Below are 23241 nucleotides of genomic sequence, written 5' to 3' on the forward strand. Positions count from 1 at the left end.
GGAACGATGAAAAAATTAGGATTTTTATTCCCGGGGCAAGGCTCTCAATATGTAGGCATGGGTCAAAGCTTATACGATGAATATTCAGTAGCAAGAGAAACCTTTGAAGAGGCCGAGGATGCGCTAGGGTTTGATCTAAAGACGCTTTGTTTCACAGGTTCCATGGATGAGCTGACTCTGACCGCTAATGCCCAGCCTGCCATTTTGACCGTGAGCATCGCAGCTTTTCGTGTACTGATGCAGGAATTGAAGCTTGCTCCATCTCTGGTAGCGGGTCACAGTCTGGGAGAATTCTCGGCATTGGTCAGTACAGGGGCGCTTGCTTTTTCGGATGCGGTGAAAATAGTACGTCAGCGGGGCATTCTGATGCAGGAAGCTGTTGCTCCCGGTACAGGAGCGATGCTGGCGGTAGTCGGGAGTCATGAGCGTGAGGTGGATGAGGTGTGCCAGAAAGCCTCGACAGCCGGTGTATCGGTCGGCATTGCGAATTATAATTCCTCTGAGCAGCTCGTCATTTCGGGTCATACTCCTGCACTGGAGAAGGCAGAAGAGGAACTGAACCGTAGAGGAATCAAAACGATTCGCCTCAAGGTGGGCTTTCCGTTCCATACGAATTTAATGCGGAGCGCTGCGGGCAAATTTCGGGAGGAGCTGGAGAGATATGATTATGGCCGTTTTCAATGGCCTGTGCTCTCTAATGTTACAGCGACACCCTATGCGGATCGTCGTTATATCCTATCTAACCTGACGTCCCAGATGGCACGGCCTGTGCAATGGCACAGAAGCGTTCAATACATGCTGAATCAGGGTGTGAATCATTTTATAGAAATCGGCCCCAAAACCGTATTGAGAAATTTAATGGCTGGTATCACCTCTACGGCTCATTCCTTTGCTTTTGAGCATCCCTCCACTCTGGAATTGCTGCGGAATGCTGATATCGAGAGCAAACCAGATGGTTTGGGTCTGGTGACCTCCTGTATTGCGATTGCGGTTTCAACCCAGAACCGGAACTGGAATAACGATGAGTATGAGCAGGGTGTAGTCGTTCCATACAAAGAATTGCAAAACCTGCGCGAACAATTGATCACAACCGGAACAGAACCAACGTTGGAACAAATGCAGCAAGCTCTGGACAAGCTAAAGTCCATTTTTGCAACCAAATTAACACCAACGGAACTACGGGCTGAACGGTTTGAGCAGATTTTCAGCAATACGCATACACGCGAATTATTTCCCGCGTTTCAGGTCAGCTAATCGCAGCGAACACGAGGAACGGAAGGGAGTACGATGATGACAAAAACAGGATTCAATCTGGCGGCTCTTCAATTCAATGAACAGGATTTTCAGGACGCGGGTCCGATCGCGGTTAATGAGCTGCGAGATTCGGATATTGCAGTCATCGGGATTAGCTGTGAAATTGCCGAAAGTGAAAATGCGGCTCAGTTTTGGGATCTTCTGCGGGCGGGGCAGGACGCTATACGCCCTTTTCCTGCCCGACGAAAAAGGGAGCTGGAGAGCCTCTTCCAAGCCGGGCTGTTGAATGAACAAACGGCATTAAATGAAGGTGGATTTCTAGAAGAAATTGATAAGTTCGACTATCCCTTTTTTCAACTTTCTCCGGCTGAAGCGCGATTGATGGACCCAAACCAGCGACTGTTTTTGGAGTCTGCCTGGGCGGCAGTTGAGGATGCGGGGTACGGTGGTAAAAAGCTTTCCGGTAGTCGGACAGGAGTCTATGTCGGCTACAGCAGTGATTTTGGTGAGGAGTACAAGCGGTTTATAGCAGAAATGGCTCCTTCATCAGCTTCTTCGGCGATTCCAGGTAATATTCATTCCATGATTGCCAGTCGGATCGCCTATCTGCTGGATTTAAAAGGGCCCAGTCTGTTGGTGGATACCGCATGTTCTTCATCTTTGGTGGCCATTCACCTGGCCTGCCGGGATTTGCGGCACGGCGATTGCGATACGGCGATTGCCGGCGGGGTAAAGGTCACACTCGTACCTATAAAAGAGGGAAAGGGCGGGGGGCTGGGTGTAGGCTCCTCGGATGACCGGACGAGAACGTTCGATAGCGTTTCAGATGGCACAGGTGGAGGAGAAGGTGTAGCCGCTGTTCTGCTCAAACCCTTGAAGCGGGCCATTCAGGATCAGGACCATATTTATGCTGTCATTAAAGGCAGTGCTGTGAACAATGACGGGACTTCAGCCGGGATTACGGCTCCCAATTCGCTGGCAGGAGAGGATGTCATTGTACGGGCCTGGAAGGATGCTGGGATTGACCCGGATACCATTACATATATTGAAGCTCATGGGACAGGCACCAAGCTGGGTGATCCAGTGGAGATTGATGGTATACGGAGAGCCTTTCGGCAGTATACCGACCGGAATCAATTTTGTGCCATAGGCTCGGTCAAAACCAATGTAGGTCACCTGGATAACAGTGCGGGAATCACGGGCTTTTTAAAGGCAGTGCTCGCTTTGGAGCATGCAGAAATTCCGGCGAGCCTACATTTTACCTGCCCAAACCCGGATATTAGCTTTATTGATTCGCCTGTATATGTGAATGACAAGCTGCAGCCTTGGCCCAAGGAGGATTTTCCGCGACGCTGCGGAGTCAGTTCCTTCGGGCTCAGCGGTACGAACTGCCATGTCGTTCTGGAAGAGGCCCCGGTGTGGGCTGAAATGCAGGATGGTGGCCAGTTGGAGCAGGAAACACCGGAAACGGTTCAGCTTTTTACGTTATCTGCTAAAAATGAAACAGTGCTTGCAGCCTATGTGAAGCAATATCAGCAATATGTCATGGAACCCAAAACCTATCCGTTACGCGATCTTTGTTATACCGCCAATACCGGACGAGGGCAGTACGGCTTTCGTCTAGCGATTTTGTGCCGGGATTGGGATGATCTAGGAGCAAAGCTGACTCAAATTCAGACCTCAGGCTTCAGCGGACAAGCGAAACAAGAAGAGTTCATACCGGGTGTGTATTTTGGATGTCATAAGGTTGTATCTGCGCAGAAGGAAAAAGAAGCAGGGGAGCTTACGCTGGAGGAATCCAGAAGACTGACAGCATCAGCCAAAGAGAAACTGACCCAGTCTTCATTCGAGTTCGATACGCTGGATTCTCTGTGCCGTATGTATGTTGAGGGAGCAGATGTGGAATGGGAGAGCTTGTATGAAGGCAAAGCGTGCCGCAGACGAAGCCTTCCCACCTATCCTTTTGAGCCTAAGCGATGCTGGGTGGAGGTAGAGGAGAAGGCAGAAGTCGTTTCTCAGGCTTCCCAAGTTCGAGATTTCACAGAGATGGAAAAGACACATCCGCTTTTGGACTATTGTTTGGCAGAAACCGAGGATCAGGATATTTACCTGACCCGTTTCTCTGTTGGGCGTCATTGGGTACTAAGCGAGCATAAGATTATGGAAAACTGTATTGTACCAGGAACCACTTATCTGGAAATGGTTAGGGCAGGGTTGGAAAAATACAAGCGTCCAGGCAAGGTGCTGGAGCTATATGATATCCAGTTTATTTCTCCGCTCATCGTGGATGCAGAGGAAGAAAGAGAAGTACACACCGTTTTGCAACGGGAGGGTGAGACGTTTTCGTTTAAGGTATTAAGCCGGACGGGACCCTCAGTTCAGCCGTGGGAGCAGAATTGGGTAAGGCATGCACAGGGGCGCGCGGTATTTGTAAAGGCAGCCCATCCTGTTATGAGTCTGGGCGATATTCGGACTGAGTGCAACGATCAGGAAGTAGTAGTCGGTGAGAATCATGCCGAAGCAGCAGCTGCATTTTCATTCGGGCCGCGGTGGGAGACGCTGCGGGCGATTGCAATTGGAACAGATCAAGTGTTGGCTAAGCTGGAGCTGCCCGTAGCCTATCAAATGGATGTAAGTCAATACGTGCTGCATCCCGCTTTGTTGGATGTGGCCGTCGGGGTAGCAAGCCAGAGTTTAGGAAATGGCCTGTTCCTGCCATTTTCATATCACAAGCTGCGCATTTACGACTCCCTCCCACGGCTTTGCTACAGCTATCTGCGCAAAAAAAACAAGGTCAGGGAAAGTGGAGAAATTTTAACGGTAGATGTGCTCATTCTGGGTGCCGAAGGTCAGGTACTGGTAGAAATTGAAGATTATGCAGTCAAACGTGTACACGAGGCGGATCTTAAACGAACCCGCTATACAGAACATCATAAATATCATCAGATTGTATGGAAAAAGCAAGAACAAGCACCCTCCGAATATGAAGAAGATACAGTAACCCGGACCGCAAATGATTCAGTGTTATCCACACCGCTGGAAACAGTTTTATTATTCACAGATAACCGTCCGATCGGTGTAACGCTACGTGGATTGTTAGCGCACGAAGGGTATGATGTGGTTGAAGTGAAGCGGGGAGTCACCTTTACTAAAATGTCAGACCATGCTTACTTCTCTACGGGTTCCGAGGAAGATCATAGACGCTTGTTGACAGAGATGCAATGTCAGAATGCTAAGAAACTGATATACCTCTGGAACGGGCAGTCTATGGTTCAGCTATTTCATCTGGCTAAGGCAATCGCAGAGAGCAAGTCAGCTGTTAAGGAACTGACGGTGATCGCTGAGCAGGCTTATAAAGTGAATGAATTGGAAAATGAATTAAAACCAGAACATGCGGGCTTGTTTGGGCTGGCCCGGGTCATCGGTCAGGAATACCCTGATCTGAGCTGCCGTTGTCTCGATATAGATACAAGCACCCAGCCTTCAGAACTCATTCATTCCCTACGGCACGATGATGATACATTTCTCGTCGCTTGGCGTAACGGCGAACGTTATGTAGAGCAGATTGAACCTGTGGATCTGACGGAAAGCGAAGCTGACCCGATTACGATCAGACCGCAGGGAACCTATGTCATAACTGGGGGTACTGGCGGGCTGGGATTGGCAATCGGTAAATGGCTTGCTTCTAAAGGTCAGGTCACACTGGGATTGATAGGTCGCAAGCCTTTGCCACCCAAGGAGCAATGGGAGGCCATTGCAAACGCTGATTCGAACGGAAGCCGTAACGTAAGACAGAACTTAAAGCCAGATATGAATACAAGGATGCTGAATATGGTTACCGCCTTACTGGAATTGGAGCAGCAGGGAGCGCAGGTAGAATATTATGCTGTCGATGTAGCTGACGAGACCGCTATGAAGCAAGCCTTGAATGAACTTCGCCACAAGTATGGGGCTATTCACGGTATCATCCATGCTGCGGGTGTGGCTGGAGACGGTTTTATGGCTCTCAAGAGCCAGGACCGCTTTACCGAGGTACTGGCTCCAAAGGTAACAGGCACACATGTGCTTGACCGAATCACCACTGCGGATACACTGGACTTTTTTATTCTTTTTTCATCTGTGACTTCACTGATGGGTGGACCAGGCCAAAGCGACTACACGGCAGCCAACGCCTATCTGGATGCCTTTGCCGAGTGGCGGAATCACTCCGGCCGACGTACGCTTGCCATCAACTGGGCTCCTTGGCAGGAAGTTGGGATGGCTTTTGAGCATAAGGTTGATTTCCAAGAGAGCTTATTTCAGGCTCTATCCACACAAGAGGGACTGGCCGCTCTTGAACAATTATTGCTTCATCCCGTTCCCCGTGTCATTGTGGGTAGCTTGAATTACGCTCAGGTGGCCGCGCTGGATTCCGCTGCCATTCCTTTCGGATTTTCTCATGAAATGCGGGCTATTCTGGACCGTCATCGTCGGCTTCTGCATGACCATGCGGTCACGTCATCTGCTGCCGTGCGCCGTCCTGTGCAGTTGCGTGGTCGGGCAACAGAACAATATAGCTCATCTGAAAAGGTGATCGCAAGCATATGGGCGGAAGTGCTGGGGCTTGATGAGCTGAACATCTATGACAGCTTTTATGAGCTGGGAGGAGACTCCCTGATTGCTAGTAAAATGGTGGGACAGATGAATCAAAGCTTGTCCAAAAAAGTGGATATGAGCGATATCTTCAACTATATGACGGTCAGCGAATTAGCTCTGTATACGGATGGAGAAGCGAAGCAGCCTCTTCTGACGAAAACGGAGCTGCCTGCACCCCAATCAGCTGACAAAAATCTGATCATTCATCCGGTGGAACAACGTGAGGTGTACCCAGCTTCCTCGACGCAGCGTCGATTTTATATGATGCGTCAAATGGCAGGATATAGCACCTTGAACAATCTATGCAGTGCGATGACCATCACTGGTAATCTGGATCATCATCGGTTGGAGAAAGCCATATATGCGGTAATTCGTCGTCATAGCTCGCTGCGCACCGCTTTCGAGTTGCGGGATAACGAACTGGTACAGAGAGTGTACCCGGAGGTAGATTTTTCACTGGAATATAGCGAAGGGGACGGGCGCGAGCTGGAAGCGTATGTGGATGAATTTATCCGTCCTTTTGACCTGAATCGTGCGCCGCTGTTAAAGGCGAAGCTGATCCGGTTGAAGGACGATTCCCACCTCTTTCTGTGCGATGTTGACCATATTGCAGCCGATGGAGCCTCGATTGGTATTTTATTAAGTGAAATGATACAGGGCTATTCTGGACAGGATCTACCGCAACTGCGTATGCAATATACCGATTTTACATTGTGGCAAAATCAGCGTTTGGACAGTGCCGAAATGAAAAAGCAGGAGGCATACTGGCTGGACGTATTTAAGGGGACGCTGCCTGTACTTGATTTGCCTACAGATGAGCCGCGGGCAGCGCAAATGAGCAATGCCGGGGATGTCTATACATTTGATCTGAGTGAGGAATTAACAGCTTTGGCTAAAAAAACAGCGGTACAGCATGGGGTTACGCTCTTTATGCTTCTGTACGCTGTCTATAGCACTTTATTGGCCAAATATGCGAATCAGGAAGAGATCATTATTGGCATTCCAAGCGCAGGTCGCCAGTCGGAAGAGGTCCAGCACATGATTGGGCTGTTCATCAATACGCTTGCCCTACGAACTGCGCCAGCTGAAGATAAGCCTTTCGCAGCATATTTGCAGGAGGTTAAGAAGCACGCGCTTGAAGCCTATAAGCATGAGGATTATCCCTTTGAAATGCTGCTGAATCAGCTTGACGTACCGAGAGACCGAAGCCGGAACCCACTTTTTGATGTTCAGTTTATTTCCCAGAACTTTCGGGGGGAGCCGATGAGCATCAACGGGCTTCGCTTTACTCCGTTGGAAGCTAAGATGGAGGCTGTCCAAGTCGATCTGACAGTCATATGGGTTGAAAATGAAGGCAAGCTGCGTTTTCACTTTGAGTATGCGACCCAACTGTTCAAGGGAGAGACCATACGTCGGCTTGCGAGCTATTACAAGAATCTTTTACAAGAAGTTTGTGCTGATGCTTGGCGGCCGATTGGCCTCATTTCCATGAATCAGGCGGAAGAACAGCAGCGAACCCTGTACGAGTGGAATGAAACCCGGGTGAATTACCCACAGGAAAAGCTGGTTCACCAGTGGTTTGAAGAACAGGCCGAACAGCAACCTGAGCGGATTGCTGCCGTCTACGGAGAGCATTCGCTGACTTACAGCCAATTGAATATCAGAGCTAATCAGCTTGCCCGGCACTTGCTAACTTATCATTTGGTACCGGACCAAGCTGTCGGTATCCTGGTCCCCCGTTCGCTAGATATGCTGACCAGCATGCTTGCCGTACTCAAAGTAGGAGCAGCCTATGTCCCTATGGACCCGGAACATCCGACGGAGCGGGTGGCCTACATGCTGGAGGACAGCGGCGTGTCTCTGCTCCTAACTTCTACGGACACCGTCAGCATCGACACGCTTCGCTTTACAGGGTCTGTCATGGATGTAAGTGATCCGGCCTTGTACAGCGTAGATGCTGATAATCTAGCTTTTGCACTTGCAGGCAAGGAGTCTGTGGCATCTCACCATTTGGCTTATATTTTGTACACGTCAGGATCATCCGGTAAGCCCAAAGGAGTCATGGTTGAGCATAGAAATGTAACGAATTACATCACGGCTTTCCAGCATGAGTTCCATCTAACGGCTGAGGACGTAGTGCTCCAGCAGGCAGCCATTACCTTTGATGCATCCGTGGAGGAAATATACCCTACATTGGCAGCAGGGGGAACGCTGGCTATGGTTTCACGGGATGAACTGAAGGACATCCAATTGCTGAACCAATTCATTCGCCAGCAGCAAGTGACCGTGGTCAGCGCCTCGCCGTTTATTTTAAATGAGCTGAATCAACTGCCCCCTTTCCCGCATATTCGCACTTATATTAGCGGGGGGGATGTGCTGAAAAGCGAATATGTCACCCAGTTGTTGCGTTCCGCAAAGGTCTACAATACGTACGGACCGACAGAAGCGACTGTCTGTGCTACCTATTATTGTGTGCCGGATATTCCAGCTGTCCATCCATTGCCTGTCGGACGGCCTGTAGCCAATGCTGAGGTATACATCATGAATCGCAGGGGTACGGATGTTATGCCTATCGGGGTACCCGGTGAAATATGCATTTCAGGCTGGGGTGTTGCACGCGGCTATATGAACCGCCCCGAACTGACGCAGCAGCAGTTTGTAGCAAATCCGTGGATACCGGGCGAGCGGATGTACAAAACAGGTGATCTGGGCAGATATCTTGAAGATGGGCAAATTCAATTTTTAGGAAGAGTCGATCAGCAGGTTAAAGTGCGGGGTTACCGCATTGAGCCGGGCGAGGTTGAAAAATCGTTGCTCCAGCACCCGCGTATACAGGATGGAGTGGTGTTGGTTCAGGAAGTCCAGCCTGGTATGCATGAGCTATGCGCCTATATCGTTACAGATCAGGAATTGTCGGTGGCAGAACTGAAGACCCATCTGTCGGTAACCTTGCCTGAATATATGATTCCGTCTTACTTTGTTCGAGTCGATGAGATCCCGTTAACACATCACGGAAAAATCGACCGTCATGCTTTACCGCAGGTTAATGAAAGTATCAAGGTCGGTACGGCCTATGTACATCCAGCTTCACCCCTGGAAGAGCGCTTGGTTGAGCTTTGGTCGGAAATCCTGCACCGGGAGCAGATTGGCACACAGGATGACTTCTTCCTGCTGGGCGGTCAATCCTTGCTGGCAACCAAGCTGGTCTACCTTATTAACAAGGAATGGAATGTAAATCTGACACTGCGCGATTTCTTCCGGGCAGGTACGGTTCAAGGGTTAGCGACCTGGATAGAAGAAATTCAATCGGGCCGTGAACGTGGAATATTAGTGGAACAGGACGGATTAATCAAGCCCTTTAATCTCCGGCAAAAGCCATTGTTCCGCGTTCAGGTTATTCATCAGCCTGCCAACCGTCATTTGCTGTTCATTGATATGCATCATATTATTACGGACGGTCTTTCCCAGGAGATAATCGTCGAGGAATTTGCTCGTTTATACGGGGGCATGAGCTTACCGGAATTGACGATCCAGTATAAAGACTATGCCGTGTGGCAGCGTGAGTTTTTGAACAGTGTGGAATTCCGTCAGCAGGAGCAGTTTTGGCTGGAGCTTTTTCAAGGGGAAATTACAGAGCTGGAATTGCCTACGGATTATGCACGTCCCGATGTGAGAAGAGGTGAAGGGCAAGCCGTTCATTTTGAGCTGGATCAGGAATGGACGTGGAAGTTAAAACGCTTTGCCCTGCAACAAAATGTCACGGTATTTATGGTTCTACTGGCGGCCTATAACCTATTGCTGGCCAAAGCCAGTGGGCAGGAAGATATTATCGTCGGCATTCCGGTATCCGGCAGAACTCATGCGAGCCTGAGTCCTCTTGTCGGCATGTTCGTCAATACGTTGGCCCTTCGCAACACGCCGAAGAAGGACATGACAGTGCACGAATTTTTAATGCAGGTAAAGGAACGCTCTCTCCAGGCTTTTGAGCATCAGGACTATCCATTTGAGCAACTGGTTGAGAAGTTGAATTTGGCTGGCAAAACAAGCCGCAATCCGCTGTTCGATACCATGTTTGCATTATTGAACGAATCTTCCCGTACCATCGTAGAATTACCCGGCCTGAAACTGACTCCATGTGATGAAGCGGAGTATACAGGAGCACAATTCGATTTAACATTTACCGCAGCCATGACCGACGAGCATATCGAATGTATTTTTCAATACGATGTAGATCTCTTTACCGGGGAGACGGTGGAACGCTTGAGCCGGGAATTCCTTCAAATCTTACACACTGTCCTTGTCAATCCACAGCAAAAGATTGGAGAGCTTCGGATAGAAAAGGTGGCAGTTGACCCGAATCAGCGGGACAGAGAGGAAGTACCTGAGTCAGCAAGCGTCCATAAGGAAGAGGACTGGGTGAGTGAGCTTGCTATAGCAGCTTCGGAATCGGTGAACGAGGCGGAATGGAAGACACTCGTCCATGATTTCAATCAAACAGATATGGACCCGGGGTCCGTAAAGCTGTTACATCAATATTTCGAGGATCAAGCAAGCCGTAACCCTGAGCAGATCGCTCTCATTTCCGGTCAACAGGAGATCAGCTACGGAGAAGTAAATCGAAGGGCGAATCTGGTCGCACATAGCCTACTGGACTCCGGTACCCGGCCAGAGCAAGTAGTAGCTATTGTCATGGAGCGCTCACCGGAAATGATTGTTGCTTTATTGGGTGTGTTAAAAGCAGGGGCGGCGTACCTCCCCATTCATCCAGCCGATCCAAAGGAACGGATTCGCTACATCCTGGCAGACGCTGGGGCCGAATGGATTCTGACCCATCAGCAATGCCACGCCAACTGGATAGATGAAGAAATCCAGCAGGTCATCGACGTCGACTTACTGTGTCAGGATCAGCAAGAACGAGACAATCCAGAGCTTGTCATCCAGCCTGATCATCTGGCTTATGTCATCTTCACCTCCGGCTCAACCGGGCAGCCCAAAGGGGTGATGGTGGAGCATCACGCCTTTAGTGCGCGAGTGGTATGGCTGGCACAACAGCTTGGTTTAAGGGAGCAGGACACGGTGCTGCAAAAAGCATCCTATACCTTTGATGGTTCCATCGTCGAGCTTTTCAGCTGGTTCATGGGCGGAGGACGATTGGTGTTATTGGAGGCAGGTGCAGAAACGGATACCCGTCAAATGCTGGATACCATTCACAGGCATCAGGTTACAGTGGCTTTCTTCATTCCTACTGTGCTGCAAATGTTTTTGTCAGAGCTTTCAGTCGAGGATACAATCCAAGCAGCCACTTTGCGTTGGGTCATGTCGGGTGGCGAACAGATAGGCCAGGAGCAGGTGCGAAGTTTTAATCTGAAGTTCCCGGAAGCGAGATTACTTAATCTGTATGGGCCTACGGAAGCCAGTGTGTTTGCAACAGCCTATACGTGTACGTCTGTATCTTCCGAAGGTCCGATTCCGATCGGACGGCCTGTGGGCAACACCCGGGCGTATATTTTAAATCAGGAGCTGGCGTTGGTTAGTTTGGGGCAGGTAGGAGAGCTTTGTCTGGGAGGGTGCCATCTGGCACGTGGGTATGTACATCTGGATGGACTTACGGCAGAGTGTTTTATCCCCAATCCTTTTGTACCAGGTGAGCGAATCTATCGGACAGGCGATCTTGCCCGGATGCTGCCTAGCGGCGAGATTGTTTACTTGGGACGGTCGGATCAAATGGTGAAAATCGGAGGCTACCGGATTGAGACAGGTGAAATTGAAACAGCCCTCTTGCAAAATAACGACATTCAGCAGGCAGCTGTACTTGATTTGACAGATGAGCAGGGCAACAAGTATTTGTGCGCTTATCTGGTTGTGCAAACCAACTGTACAGTTCGAGAACTGCGGGCATTTTTGCTGGAACGATTGCCGGAATATATGATTCCTTTACGTTTTATGAAGGTGGAGACGATGCCTCTTGGTTCAAGCGGAAAGCTGGACCGTAAGGCGTTAAATACCTTGGGGGTAGAGTTGCCTTCCGGCAAAGAACATACACCGCCCCGCAACGAAATGGAACAGCAACTGCTCCTGTTGTGGGCGGACATTTTCAAAACAGGCGCAGTAGGTATAGATGATCATTTCTTTGAATTTGGCGGAGATTCGTTGCTCGCTTACCAGTTCATTTTGCGTGTGCGTCAAATGTTGGCCATCGAGATTACTTTAAAGGAACTTTTTGCAGCTCCGACTATTCGACAACTTTCAGATCACATAAGCTCCAGAAGAGTTGAGTGTCATCACGAGGATGAAGCGACAGTCCGTTCCTTGATCCCTGCTGCGACTCCAAGCGCCCATTATCCGGCCTCGTCTGCTCAAATGCGTCTTTTTATGATGCACGAGCTGAATCCAGAGGATCTAAGCTATAATCTACCGGGCGCCATGATGCTGGAAGGAGAACTGGACCTGGCCAGACTTGAGGGAGCCTTCCAAGCGCTTATTCAGCGTCACGAAGCTTTTAGGACCACATTTGATGTGATCGACGGCGAGATTGTTCAGCTTATTCATGAATCTGTTCCGTTTGCCATTGAGTTTTTCAGAACAGAGGAAACCGAGATTAGCAACATACTTCGGGGCGATGGAAAGCTTATGAGAGAAGTCATCCCAGTTCAGCAGCATGCACTGTCATCAGTAAAAGTAGAGAAAAAAGAACGCCGACGGAGGGAGATTTAGCATCATGCATTATGAAGGATATGAAACATCTTCGGCGCAAAAACGGCTATATCTGATTCATGATCTTCTCGGACCTAACATTATCTATAACATGCCCAGCATTCGAATCATCAAAGGAGCGCTGGAGCCAGAGCGGCTGTACAGAGCATGGTGTAGGCTGACAGAACGTCATGAGGGCTTGCGAACGTCCTTTATTCAAAAGGACGGCGAGGTTTTACAACTCGTCCATGAATCCATCGATGTATCGATTCCCTATAGAGAACTTTCGGATCAGAGTACGGATAAGCTTGTTAACGAGTTTATCCGTCCGTTCAATCTGAACGAGGCCCCTCTATGGCGGGCTGAGCTTGTACCTTTGGTTGATGGGGAGATTCTGTTCCTGTTTGATATCCACCATATCATCGCGGATGCGGTAACCATCAACATTATATTTGAAGAGCTGATGGCTCTATATCAGGGACAGGAGCTTGCTCCATTAGAGTTTCAGTATGTCGATTATACGATCTGGCAAAACGATCAATTAAGCGATATTCATATTCAGAAACAGGGTGAATTTTGGCTGAACCAATTTACAGAGGATGTTCCTCTGCTGTCGCTGCCTACAGATGGAAAAGGCTTAAGGTCCGATTACAGCGGCGGGATCGTATCGTACTCGATTGAAGCTAACACGGCTCACTCCTTGCGTGCATTATGCTTGCAGCACAATGTTACGTTGTATATGGTTCTACTCGCTGTGTACAGCATCCTTCTGTCCAAATATGCCGGACAGGAGGATCTGGTCATCGGAACACCTGTCGCCGGAAGGACTCATTCCGAGTTTGAAGGGATTGTGGGCATGTTCGTGAACACGCTCGCCTTGCGCCAAAAACCGCAGAGAACCAAGCGGTTCTCTGATTTTCTGGAAGAAGTGGCAGACCGAACTTTTGCTGCGTTTGAGCATCAGGATTACCCCTTTGATATGCTGGTGGAGCAGGTCAATCCTGAACGAATCAGTGGTCGTAATCCCTTATTTGATGCTTGCTTTGTATTGGAAAATGTACCGCAGCCTGTCGTGCAGGCAACAGAGGTCACGTTTTCTCCTTATACTTTTGAACATAAAATCGCTAAATTTGATATCACCTTGTATGCATACGAAATGCAGGAGGGTATCGGACTGGAACTGGAATATCGCAAAGCGTTGTTTACGGAGGAAAGCTCCCGCCGTATGCTACGGCATTTTGCCAGAATTGTCGAAATCATTGGCGAACAACCCGATATTCGGATCGAAGACATTGATATGGTTACAGAAGAAGAGCGCACCGTTTTACTTCATACTTTTAATCAGACCCACAGCAAAAATGCATACGAAAAAAATTCGCATGGGGTAACCATCCATCGACTGTTCGAACAGCAAGTGATACGGACGCCTGACCATCCAGCCGTGAGGTGGAAAGAAAAGCAACTAACGTATGATGAATTAAATGAACGTGCCAATCAATTGGCGCGGGTTTTACGGCAAAAGGGAGTTCAGGCAGAAGATGTCGTCGGTATTTTAGCTACGCCTGCGTTGGAGATGATTGTTGGTATTTTAGCTATTTTGAAGGCCGGGGCCGCTTATTTACCGATTGATCCGCTCTCCCCAGATGAACGGATTCAATATCTATTACAGGATAGTCAGGCGAAAATATGCCTTCTACCGACTGCCAGCACCAGACGCTTTCCTGGGGTGGACATGTTACTGCTCACAGACCCGAGTCTCTATACGGGAGAACCCCGTAATCTGGAGGACAGCAATCAGGCGCACAATGTGATGTACATCATTTATACTTCAGGGTCTACAGGACAACCAAAGGGTGTAATGATTGAGCATCAATCCTTTGCTCGCCTAGTGTTAGAGCCAGGGCCGTTGGCTATTACGCAAGAGGATCGAATATTGCAGACGTGTTCCCTGGCCTTTGATGTGTCGGTTTTTGAACTGTGGGGAACACTGCTGAGCGGGGCAACCTTGTATCTCATTGAAAAAGAAGAGCTTTTATCTGCCGACATACTCGGCAAGAGGATGGCACAGTATGGAATCACGATGGCATGGTTCACGGCTCCTTTGCTAAATCAGCTGATTGATGAGAAACCTTCCATCTTTACTGGACTTCGATTGATCATGACCGGGGGAGACGCCTTGTCTCCGCAGCATATGAAGCTCCTTCGCGCCGCCCAGCCGGATTTAACGATTGTCAATGCCTACGGTCCTTCGGAGAATACTATTTTTACGTCGTTCCATACGATTCAGGAGGACTATGACCATAACGTGCCGATTGGCAAGCCTGTCGCCAATACACAGGTCTATATCCTGAGCGCGTCCAATCAACTTCAGCCCATTGGAGTACCGGGTGAGCTGTGCATTGGAGGTGAAGGATTGGCGCGTGGCTATTTGGCTCGGGAGGAATTAACGGCAGCCCAATTTGTTTCTCATCCCTGGCTCCCAGAAGAGCGTATGTACCGTTCTGGAGATTGTGCCCGATGGCTGGCTGACGGAACGCTTGAATTTTTGGGTCGCATGGATCACCAGGTCAAAATTCGGGGCTTTCGTATTGAAACCGGCGAAGTTGAGGCACGGCTTGCACATATAGAGGGGATTCAGGAAGCAGTCGTGCTTGTTCGTCAGCACAGCGACGGGATCAAATACCTCTGTGCTTACTTTGTTTCCGACGTTGAAATGTCACAGGCAGAAGTCCGGCTGGAGCTGGCTACATATTTGCCGGATTATATGATTCCTGCCTGTCTGATCCGACTTCCGCGTTTGCCACTGAATGTGAATGGCAAAGTTGATCGGAACGCGTTGCCAGAGCCTGATCTTGAAGCACTGCGGGAGAATGAATATGTCCCTCCTTGCAATGAACTGGAACAGGAGCTGGTTCGCATCTGGTCGATGGTTCTGCCCACGAACCTGCCGACGGAACGCATTGGTGTAACGGACAATTTTTTCACCCTGGGAGGAAGCTCGCTCAAGGCTACCAAGCTGGTTTCACTAGTTTTGCGTGAGTTAGGGATAGACCTGCCGCTCACCAAATTATTTACTTTTCCTACTATCCGCCTACTGGCAAGTGCATTGCAGGGAAAGGAAAGAAGTGTGTTTCCAGCCAGAGCAGACACGCTTGTTCTCTTAAAGCCCGGCACAGCGCAGGATAAGCACCTTTTTTTCATCCATGATGGAAGCTTGGATGTCAGTTGCTACATGGAATTGGTCAACGGACTTACAGCTACTTGGAATTATTGGGGCATAAAAATGGATGCTTCGATTCTTGCTGAAAATAAAACAGCCGGGATGAAGGAAGCGGCACACCGATATGTGAATCAATTGAAAAGTATTCAGAAAACAGGCCCGTATTATGTTGCGGGGTGGAGTATGGGGGGAACGCTTGCTTTCGAAATGACGCGACAATTGGAAGAACAAGAAGAACGTGTCGAACTTTTGGCCATTCTGGACACACTGCCACCTTTGAAGTATGGCAAGGAAGATCACTGGGACCACCATATTCAGGAACTGGAGAGGATGGAAGAAACGTTGGATTTTTCGCAGTGGAAGCGAGCATTTCCAGCCAGTGTACTCCCCTTGCTACCAGAATTTAATGAGTTGGGACGAAGTGAATTACTAGAACGCTTTAAAAGTGTGAATCATTGGGTGAAAATGCAGCATGTCTACCAGCCCGATCGAGCTGTAAAGGCCCCTGTATGTTTGTTTATTTCAGAACATACCTGGGAATTAGGATATAAAGGATGGGAATTGTATTGTAAGGGGGAAATGTTCACGCATAAAGTGCCTGGCGATCATTTCTCTATCGTAAAAGGAGCCCAAGCCGTGTCTGTAGGTTTGGTGCTGAATACATTTTTGAGGTAAGATTATGCTCCTGCTTGGAGGTTGAAGACCCCAAGCAGGAGTATTTATTTGATATGATCGTGTAAGTTGGTTTGTAATATTAATTGACATGATGTATAAAAACATATCGTAATGTATGAAAAACCCCCTTGTCTGCTTCCAGATTTTATAGTAAAGTATCCAATAATCAACTTTGTTTGAACATAATATTCACTGTTTGTGAGTATATATCACACTTTCACCACGACCTCACATACTCCTCTTTCTATTTATTACATCACATCTATTCATTACCCTACAGCATCTCTTACACCACTAGATTATGAACACTTCTGTCCTACTACACCTATTTGATGAACTCGGAACCTGGGACCACAGCTTGAGGACAAGCTTGTCATGTCAATCCAAAGGAATTGGCATTCATCCGGTATCAACGAATTAACAATATATAAGGTGTGAAAGGGGTTTGCTGCATGAGCAAAAAGTATGCAAAACACAAAATCTGGACCGTTCTGCTGGTGCTTGCGCTAGGAGCTGTTTTGGCGCTTTCCGGTTGTGGGGGATCAGGTGAAGGAGCAAAGCCAGAGGCAGGGAAAACACCAAGTGGAGCAGGAGAGGGCGTGCAGGACACGCTTATTTATGGACGCGGCGGAGATTCCGTGGCGCTAGATCCTGCCATTGTGACTGAAAGCGAGTCGCTAAAAATCGGAATGCAAGTGTTCGACACACTGCTGGAATATAAGCAAAACACAACGGAGATCCAACCGGGGCTTGCAGAGAGCTGGGAAGTATCACCGGATGGACTGGTCTATACGTTCAAGCTGCGTCAGGGTGTAAAATTTCATGACGGAAGTGACTTTAACGCAGAAGCGGTTGTGTTTAACTTTGACCGCTGGGCTGATCCGAAAAGTCCATACAAATTTGAAGGTGACTCGTTTGACTATTATGATTCTATGTTCGGTCCTGAAGGAAGTAGGGTGATTAAGGAGGTTAAAGCGGTAGATGCGAACAGCGTCCAGTTTACACTAAACAAGCCGCAGGCGCCGTTTTTACAAAATATCGCTATGCCATCCTTTAGTATTTCAAGTCCCAAGGCTATTCAGGAGAAAAAGGCTGATTTCAAGAGTAATCCGGTCGGCACGGGTCCTTTTGTATTTAAGGAATGGAAACGGAACGATACCATCACGCTGGAGAAGAATCCAAACTATTGGAAAGAGGGGCAGCCGAAGCTGGCTAAGATCATTGTTCGTTCCATACCCGACAATACCGCGAGATTTAATGCTCTGCAAAACGGGGAAATTGACCTGATGGAGGATTTGAACCCGGATGATGCAAAGCAGTTAGACGGTAATAGCGAGTTGGTGAAAATTGAACGTCCCTCCTTTAATGTGGCGTACATTGGCTTTAATTTAAAGAAAAAAACCTTCAATAATCCCAAGGTGCGGCAGGCACTGAATCACGCAGTGAACAAGCAGGCCATTATTGATGCATTGTTTGCAGGGCAGGCTAAGCCTGCGGTCAATCCGATGCCACCTACGTTATGGGGGTACAACGATAGTATTCAGGACTACGCCTATGATCTGGATAAGGCTAAATCTTTGCTAGCGGAAGCGGGCTTTCCTAACGGGCTTCCCGAGCCGTTAACCTTCTATGCAATGCCCGTATCTCGTCCTTATATGCCTGACGGCAAAAAGGTGGCAGAGGCCATTCAAGCCGATTTTGAAAAAATAGGCGTCAAAGTAAACATCCAATCCCCGGAATGGGCTACGTATCTGGATGATGTTAAGGCGGGGGAAAAGGATGATCTGTATATGCTGGGATGGAACGGGGACAATGGTGACCCGGATAATTTTCTTTATACATTGCTGGACAAGGATACGATTCCAGGCAATAACCGCAGTTTTTATGTGAATGAGGAACTTCATAAAATATTGGTGAAGGCTCAGGTTGAGGTCGACCAGAACAAGCGTGGGGAACTGTATAAACAAGCACAAGTGATTATTAAACAGGATGCGCCGTGGATTCCATTGGTTCATAGCACACCGCTGATGGCAGGTAAAGCGAACCTCAAGGGTTTTGTACCTTCTCCGGCAGGTATTGAAGCGTACGGAAATATTTATTTTGAATAGCCCAAACGCAAGCAGGCGGTGAATAGGATATGAACTCATATATTGTAAAAAGACTGGCTATATTGATTCCTGTATTACTGGGCATGACGCTCATCGTTTTTTCCATTATTCATGCCATTCCGGGAGATCCGGCGGAAACCATACTGGGAGATAAGGCTACGGAACAGTCCAAGCAGGCGCTACGTGAGCAATTGGGGCTGGATAAGCCGTGGTTACAGCAATATGGGACCTATTTAGGTGAGCTGGCACAAGGGGACTTGGGCGATTCCATTCGCACCAGGCAGCCGATTGCCCGGGAAATGCTTCCTTATCTGGCGGCTACGCTGGAGTTGACAGTAGCAAGCATGTTTTTTGCTGTAGTAGTCGGAATGAACGCCGGCATCGTGAGTGCCTGGAAGCGAAATTCCTGGTTTGACTATGTCAGTATGGTCATTGCCCTGGTCGGAGTATCGATGCCGATTTTTTGGCTGGGCTTGATGGAGCAATGGATCTTTGCAAATAAACTGCATTGGCTTCCTTCCATCGGACGCATGAATTCTCGTGATCCGGTGGAAGCTGTGACACATTTAGCCGTGATTGATGCGTTCATAGGTGGACGTATGGATCAGGTGTGGACCGTCATCAAGCATTTGATCCTGCCCAGTATCGCACTTGGAACAATTCCAATGGCGGTCATTGCGCGCATTACCCGTTCCAGCATGCTGGAGGTTATGGATGCGGACTATATTCGTACAGCTCGGGCGAAGGGGCTGGCATCTTTTCAAGTCGTGTACAAACATGCGCTTAAAAATGCTGCGATCCCCGTACTTACTGTCATCGGTCTTCAGACTGGCTCACTACTGGGAGGCGCGGTACTGACAGAAACCATTTTTGCCTGGCCTGGCATCGGACGGTACATTTTTGAAGCGATCAGCTCGCGTGACTATCCGGTTATTCAAAGCGGAATTCTGATCATTGCGTTCCTGTTCGTCATCATTAATCTGATTGTCGATTTGCTGTACGCGGTGCTCGACCGGCGTATCCGTTATCAGTAATCAAGTCGCCAATTGTTCAAGGGGGAGCTTGTCCGATGTCACAATTTTCAATGGAACCCAACAACATACCGACGACACGCAGCACATTGGCGCATTTGCCTGTCGTGACTGGCCCTTGGAGAGACGCATGGAGGGCTTTCCGTCACAATAAAATGGCGTTCGTCGGCCTGAGCATTATTATCTTCTTTGTCATCATTGCTTTGATCGCGCCGTGGATTGCTCCTTTTGACTATAAAGAGCAAAATTTGGTGAGCCGTTTGCAGCCTCCTTCTGCGGAGCATTGGTTCGGTACGGATGATCTCGGTCGAGATTTACTGACTCGCACGCTGTATGGAGCCAGAATCTCGTTGTGGGTCGGTTTCTTGTCTGTTATTGGTTCAATGATTGTAGGAACAGCCTTAGGTTTAATCGCAGGATTTTACGGAAAATGGGCAGATATGGTCATCTCGCGGCTATTCGACATTTTACTGGCATTTCCGGGGATTTTGCTGGCCATTGCCATTGTGGCCATTCTAGGACCTTCATTGGAAAATGCGTTGTATGCCATTGCCATTGTCAATGTGCCAACATATGGACGGTTGGTTCGATCTAAGGTGCTGAGTGTCAAAACGGAGGAGTATATCACTTCTGCCAGAGCGCTTGGAGCCAATAATACACGAATCATCCTCCGTTATATTTTGCCTAACAGCCTGACACCGATCATCGTACAGGGAACGTTGGGGATCGGAACGGCCATCATTGAAGCGGCAGCGCTTGGATTTCTGGGCTTGGGTGCACAACCTCCTGAGCCAGAGTGGGGTAAAATGTTGTCCGATTCGCGGCAATATATCCAGAACGCGCCGTGGACAGTTATTTTTCCGGGGGTATCTATCATGCTGACCGTATTGGGCTTTAACCTAATGGGGGACGGCCTGCGGGATGTGCTTGACCCGAGGGCGAAGCGTTAGAGCAAAAGTGGTGAGGTATATAAAGTTGAGTAAAGGGGTGTTCTCTGGCCTGAATCAAATGGCTGGGGAACACCTTTTTTATATGACATTAAGAGCTTTCCGTAGGATACTCGCTTCGAAAGCACAATCCGACTGCGCAGTGACGCTAAAAGTAACTTTTACAGCTGAAAGTCATGTGAGCTTTCCTGAGGCGCGAAAAAAATGTATAATCACTCCAATTGAGTACGTAGGGAGTGGGCTTTATGACATGGCAGGACAAGAGAGAGCATCGGCAATTTGCGGAACAGACACGAAGCGACGCTTCACGGGCCGCATATGAACGGGACTACTCCCGTTTGATCCATTCACCGACTTTCCGTCGGTTGCAGGGTAAATCACAGGTGTTTGGCGCAGGCACGGGCGATTATTACCGCACACGACTGACGCATTCTTTGGAGGTAGCGCAAATTGCGCGTGAGGCATCCCGAAGCTTGCTGCGCCGCCATCCCGAAGTAGAGCTGGAACAAGCAGATAACGCAGGACTGATCATTGACCCTGAGGTGGTAGAATGTGCTTCCATTGCACATGACTTTGGCCATCCACCGTTCGGACACAAGGGGGAAGAGGTGCTGGACGGGATTTTGGATCAACTGATTGAAACAAAGGTAGAAAAGATATCCTCTGCCGGAGGCTTCACACCGGAGTCTAAGCGTGGACAGGAGGCCTATGCGCGTGAGCGACGAATTTATGAGCATTTTGAAGGGAACGCGCACAATTTCCGGCTGATTATGTTTTTGGAGAAGCGTGAGAACGTGGATGGTTTGAATTTGTCGGACGCTGTGTTACTGGGGATCAACAAATACCCGTACCCGGGGATTCTGAACAAAAAAGGGTTGTACCTGCATGAGTGGGAATACATACGTTCCATCCGCGAGGATTGGGGTATCCCTGATGGTAAAAAAACGTTGGAAGCCCAGCTTATGGACCTGTGCGACGATATCGCTTATTCTGCGCATGATCTGGAGGACGGGATTAAGGCTGGGAAAATCGAGGTACATGAGCACTTCTTATATGATCCGTATTTAATTCGTCTGATTACGGAGAAAATCACCACGTTGGAGGATAGCTTCTGGCAAGGCTGGCAACTGGCTCAGATTGAGCAGAAGGTAGCGGCTGTGCTGAGCGAATTTTTGAAGGTGTGGAACGGCAAGATGCCGATGTGTGAACACGATTATTCCCGTACCCGCCGTGAAGTGAAGGCATACTGGGTCAGCCTGTTTGTCAGCAGCTTGGGTGTAATTGAGGATGGAAATTGGAAAAAGGTGACCTTCGTACGGGATGGAAGCGAAGATTTGGATATGCTGCGCACTGTGAGTGTGTTGAAAAGCTTTGCTTGGGTTACGATGATCCGCGATCTGCGCGTACAGCGACTGCAAAAACGGAGTGAGTGGATGCTCAGACGGCTGTGGTTAGCTTTTCTAGACCCGGAAACGTCCAAATCTATTATTCCAAGCGACTGGCTCCAGCGCTATGAGCGCGACCAAGCCAAGGCGAAACCGATCTGGACATGGGAGCATATGGTCATAGACTATATTGCAGGCATGACCGATGCTTTTGCTGAAAAAATCTATAATGAGTTATACGGCCTGAAGGTGGGTTCGATTTATGATCTGGATTGACCTTTAAATTACCCCTATATAGTAGAAGGAACTGGTTTGTAATGGATAGCAGGAGGGAGGAATGTGTCTATGCAATCTCAGTCTTTATCTACGAAAAGGTTGAATCTCGGTGTGCTCGATATGGTGCCGTTGCTGCCCAGTAACCGTCCGGAGCAGGCGGTTCAACGAGCTGGTGAACTAGCGAGACAGGCAGAAGCATGGGGATATACACGCTACTGGACCTCGGAGCACCATGATATGGAGGGGCTGGCTTCCTCCAGCCCGGAAGTGCTGCTGTCTCATATCGGGGCGGTGACGAAGACAATCAAACTGGGTGCGGGTGCTATTTTGCTCCCGCATTATAGTCCAGTCAAGGTCGCGGAATGGTTTCATTTGCTGGCTGCTCTATATCCTGGCAGAGTCGAATTGGGCCTGGGGAGAGCACCTGGTGGTGGACCTCATGCTTCAATGGCACTGAGCGGTAATTTTCTTCAACATGTGACGGAGCTGCCACAGACGATGGAAGCTCTATTGGCTTTGCTGGAAGGTACATACGAATATGAACAGGTGCCTGTGTTTGCCCGGCCGATGCCTGAACAGCCGCCAGCAGTGTGGATGCTGGGTACAAACCGAAAAAGTGCCGAATATGCCGCCCAGTATTCAACAGGCTATGTATTCGGTCAGTTTATGAGTGAACAGCAAACGGAAGAAATGCTAAGCATTTACCGCTCCAGCTTTCAGCCATCCAACCGGATGGACAAGCCACGTACCATGGTTGCTGTAGGAGCAGTATGTGCCTTGACGAATGAACTGGCGCAGCAATGGGCTGGTCAGATTTCATTGGGCGACCCGGCAATGCGAGCCAGCTGGCTGGTGGGAACGCCGTCGGATATTGCCGAACGGTTACGCGGCTTGCAGATTAAATATGATAATGATGAGTTTCTGTTGGTCACACCGATTCCCGATTATGAGCAGCGGCTTCACTCCTACCGTCTAATAGCGGAGGCTGTAAATTCTAACCTTGATTCCAAATGAAAA

At 48.9% G+C, this 23241-nt stretch carries 8 protein-coding genes; all 8 read left to right on the forward strand.

The window, feature by feature from the left end:
- Window positions 1-6: 6 nt before the first annotated feature.
- The gene (fabD, locus tag NLX82_RS07605) at window positions 7-1254 is read left to right on the forward strand and encodes an ACP S-malonyltransferase (protein WP_068938674.1); all 1248 of its coding nucleotides are present in this window, start codon (window positions 7-9) and stop codon (window positions 1252-1254) included.
- A 33-nt stretch (window positions 1255-1287) separates the two neighbouring features.
- The gene (locus NLX82_RS07610) at window positions 1288-12603 is read left to right on the forward strand and encodes a non-ribosomal peptide synthetase (protein ID WP_254347703.1); all 11316 of its coding nucleotides are present in this window, start codon (window positions 1288-1290) and stop codon (window positions 12601-12603) included.
- A 4-nt stretch (window positions 12604-12607) separates the two neighbouring features.
- Complete coding sequence (locus tag NLX82_RS07615; RefSeq protein ID WP_254347704.1) at window positions 12608-16477, forward strand: non-ribosomal peptide synthetase; 3870 nt, start codon at window positions 12608-12610, stop codon at window positions 16475-16477.
- A gap of 452 nt (window positions 16478-16929) precedes the next feature.
- Window positions 16930-18585 (forward strand): ABC transporter substrate-binding protein, encoded by a 1656-nt coding sequence (locus NLX82_RS07620; RefSeq protein WP_023987405.1) that lies wholly within the window; start codon window positions 16930-16932, stop codon window positions 18583-18585.
- 29 nt (window positions 18586-18614) lie between these two features.
- Window positions 18615-19619: an ABC transporter permease gene (locus NLX82_RS07625; RefSeq protein WP_053324844.1), complete on the forward strand. Its 1005-nt coding sequence runs from the start codon at window positions 18615-18617 to the stop codon at window positions 19617-19619.
- 35 nt (window positions 19620-19654) lie between these two features.
- Window positions 19655-20566: a nickel transporter permease gene (gene nikC, locus NLX82_RS07630; RefSeq protein ID WP_023987407.1), complete on the forward strand. Its 912-nt coding sequence runs from the start codon at window positions 19655-19657 to the stop codon at window positions 20564-20566.
- A 242-nt stretch (window positions 20567-20808) separates the two neighbouring features.
- Window positions 20809-22224 carry a deoxyguanosinetriphosphate triphosphohydrolase family protein gene (locus NLX82_RS07635; protein WP_028543119.1) on the forward strand — a complete coding sequence of 472 codons (1416 nt, stop codon included), beginning with the start codon at window positions 20809-20811 and terminating at the stop codon, window positions 22222-22224.
- Window positions 22225-22293: 69 nt separating this feature from the next.
- A complete protein-coding gene (locus tag NLX82_RS07640) occupies window positions 22294-23238 on the forward strand; it encodes an MsnO8 family LLM class oxidoreductase (RefSeq protein ID WP_254348187.1) in 945 nt (314 codons plus the stop codon).
- Window positions 23239-23241 lie beyond the last annotated feature (3 nt).

This window comes from Paenibacillus sp. A3M_27_13, from assembly GCF_024213315.1.
GTDB classification, from domain to species: Bacteria; Bacillota; Bacilli; order Paenibacillales; family Paenibacillaceae; genus Paenibacillus; species Paenibacillus polymyxa_B.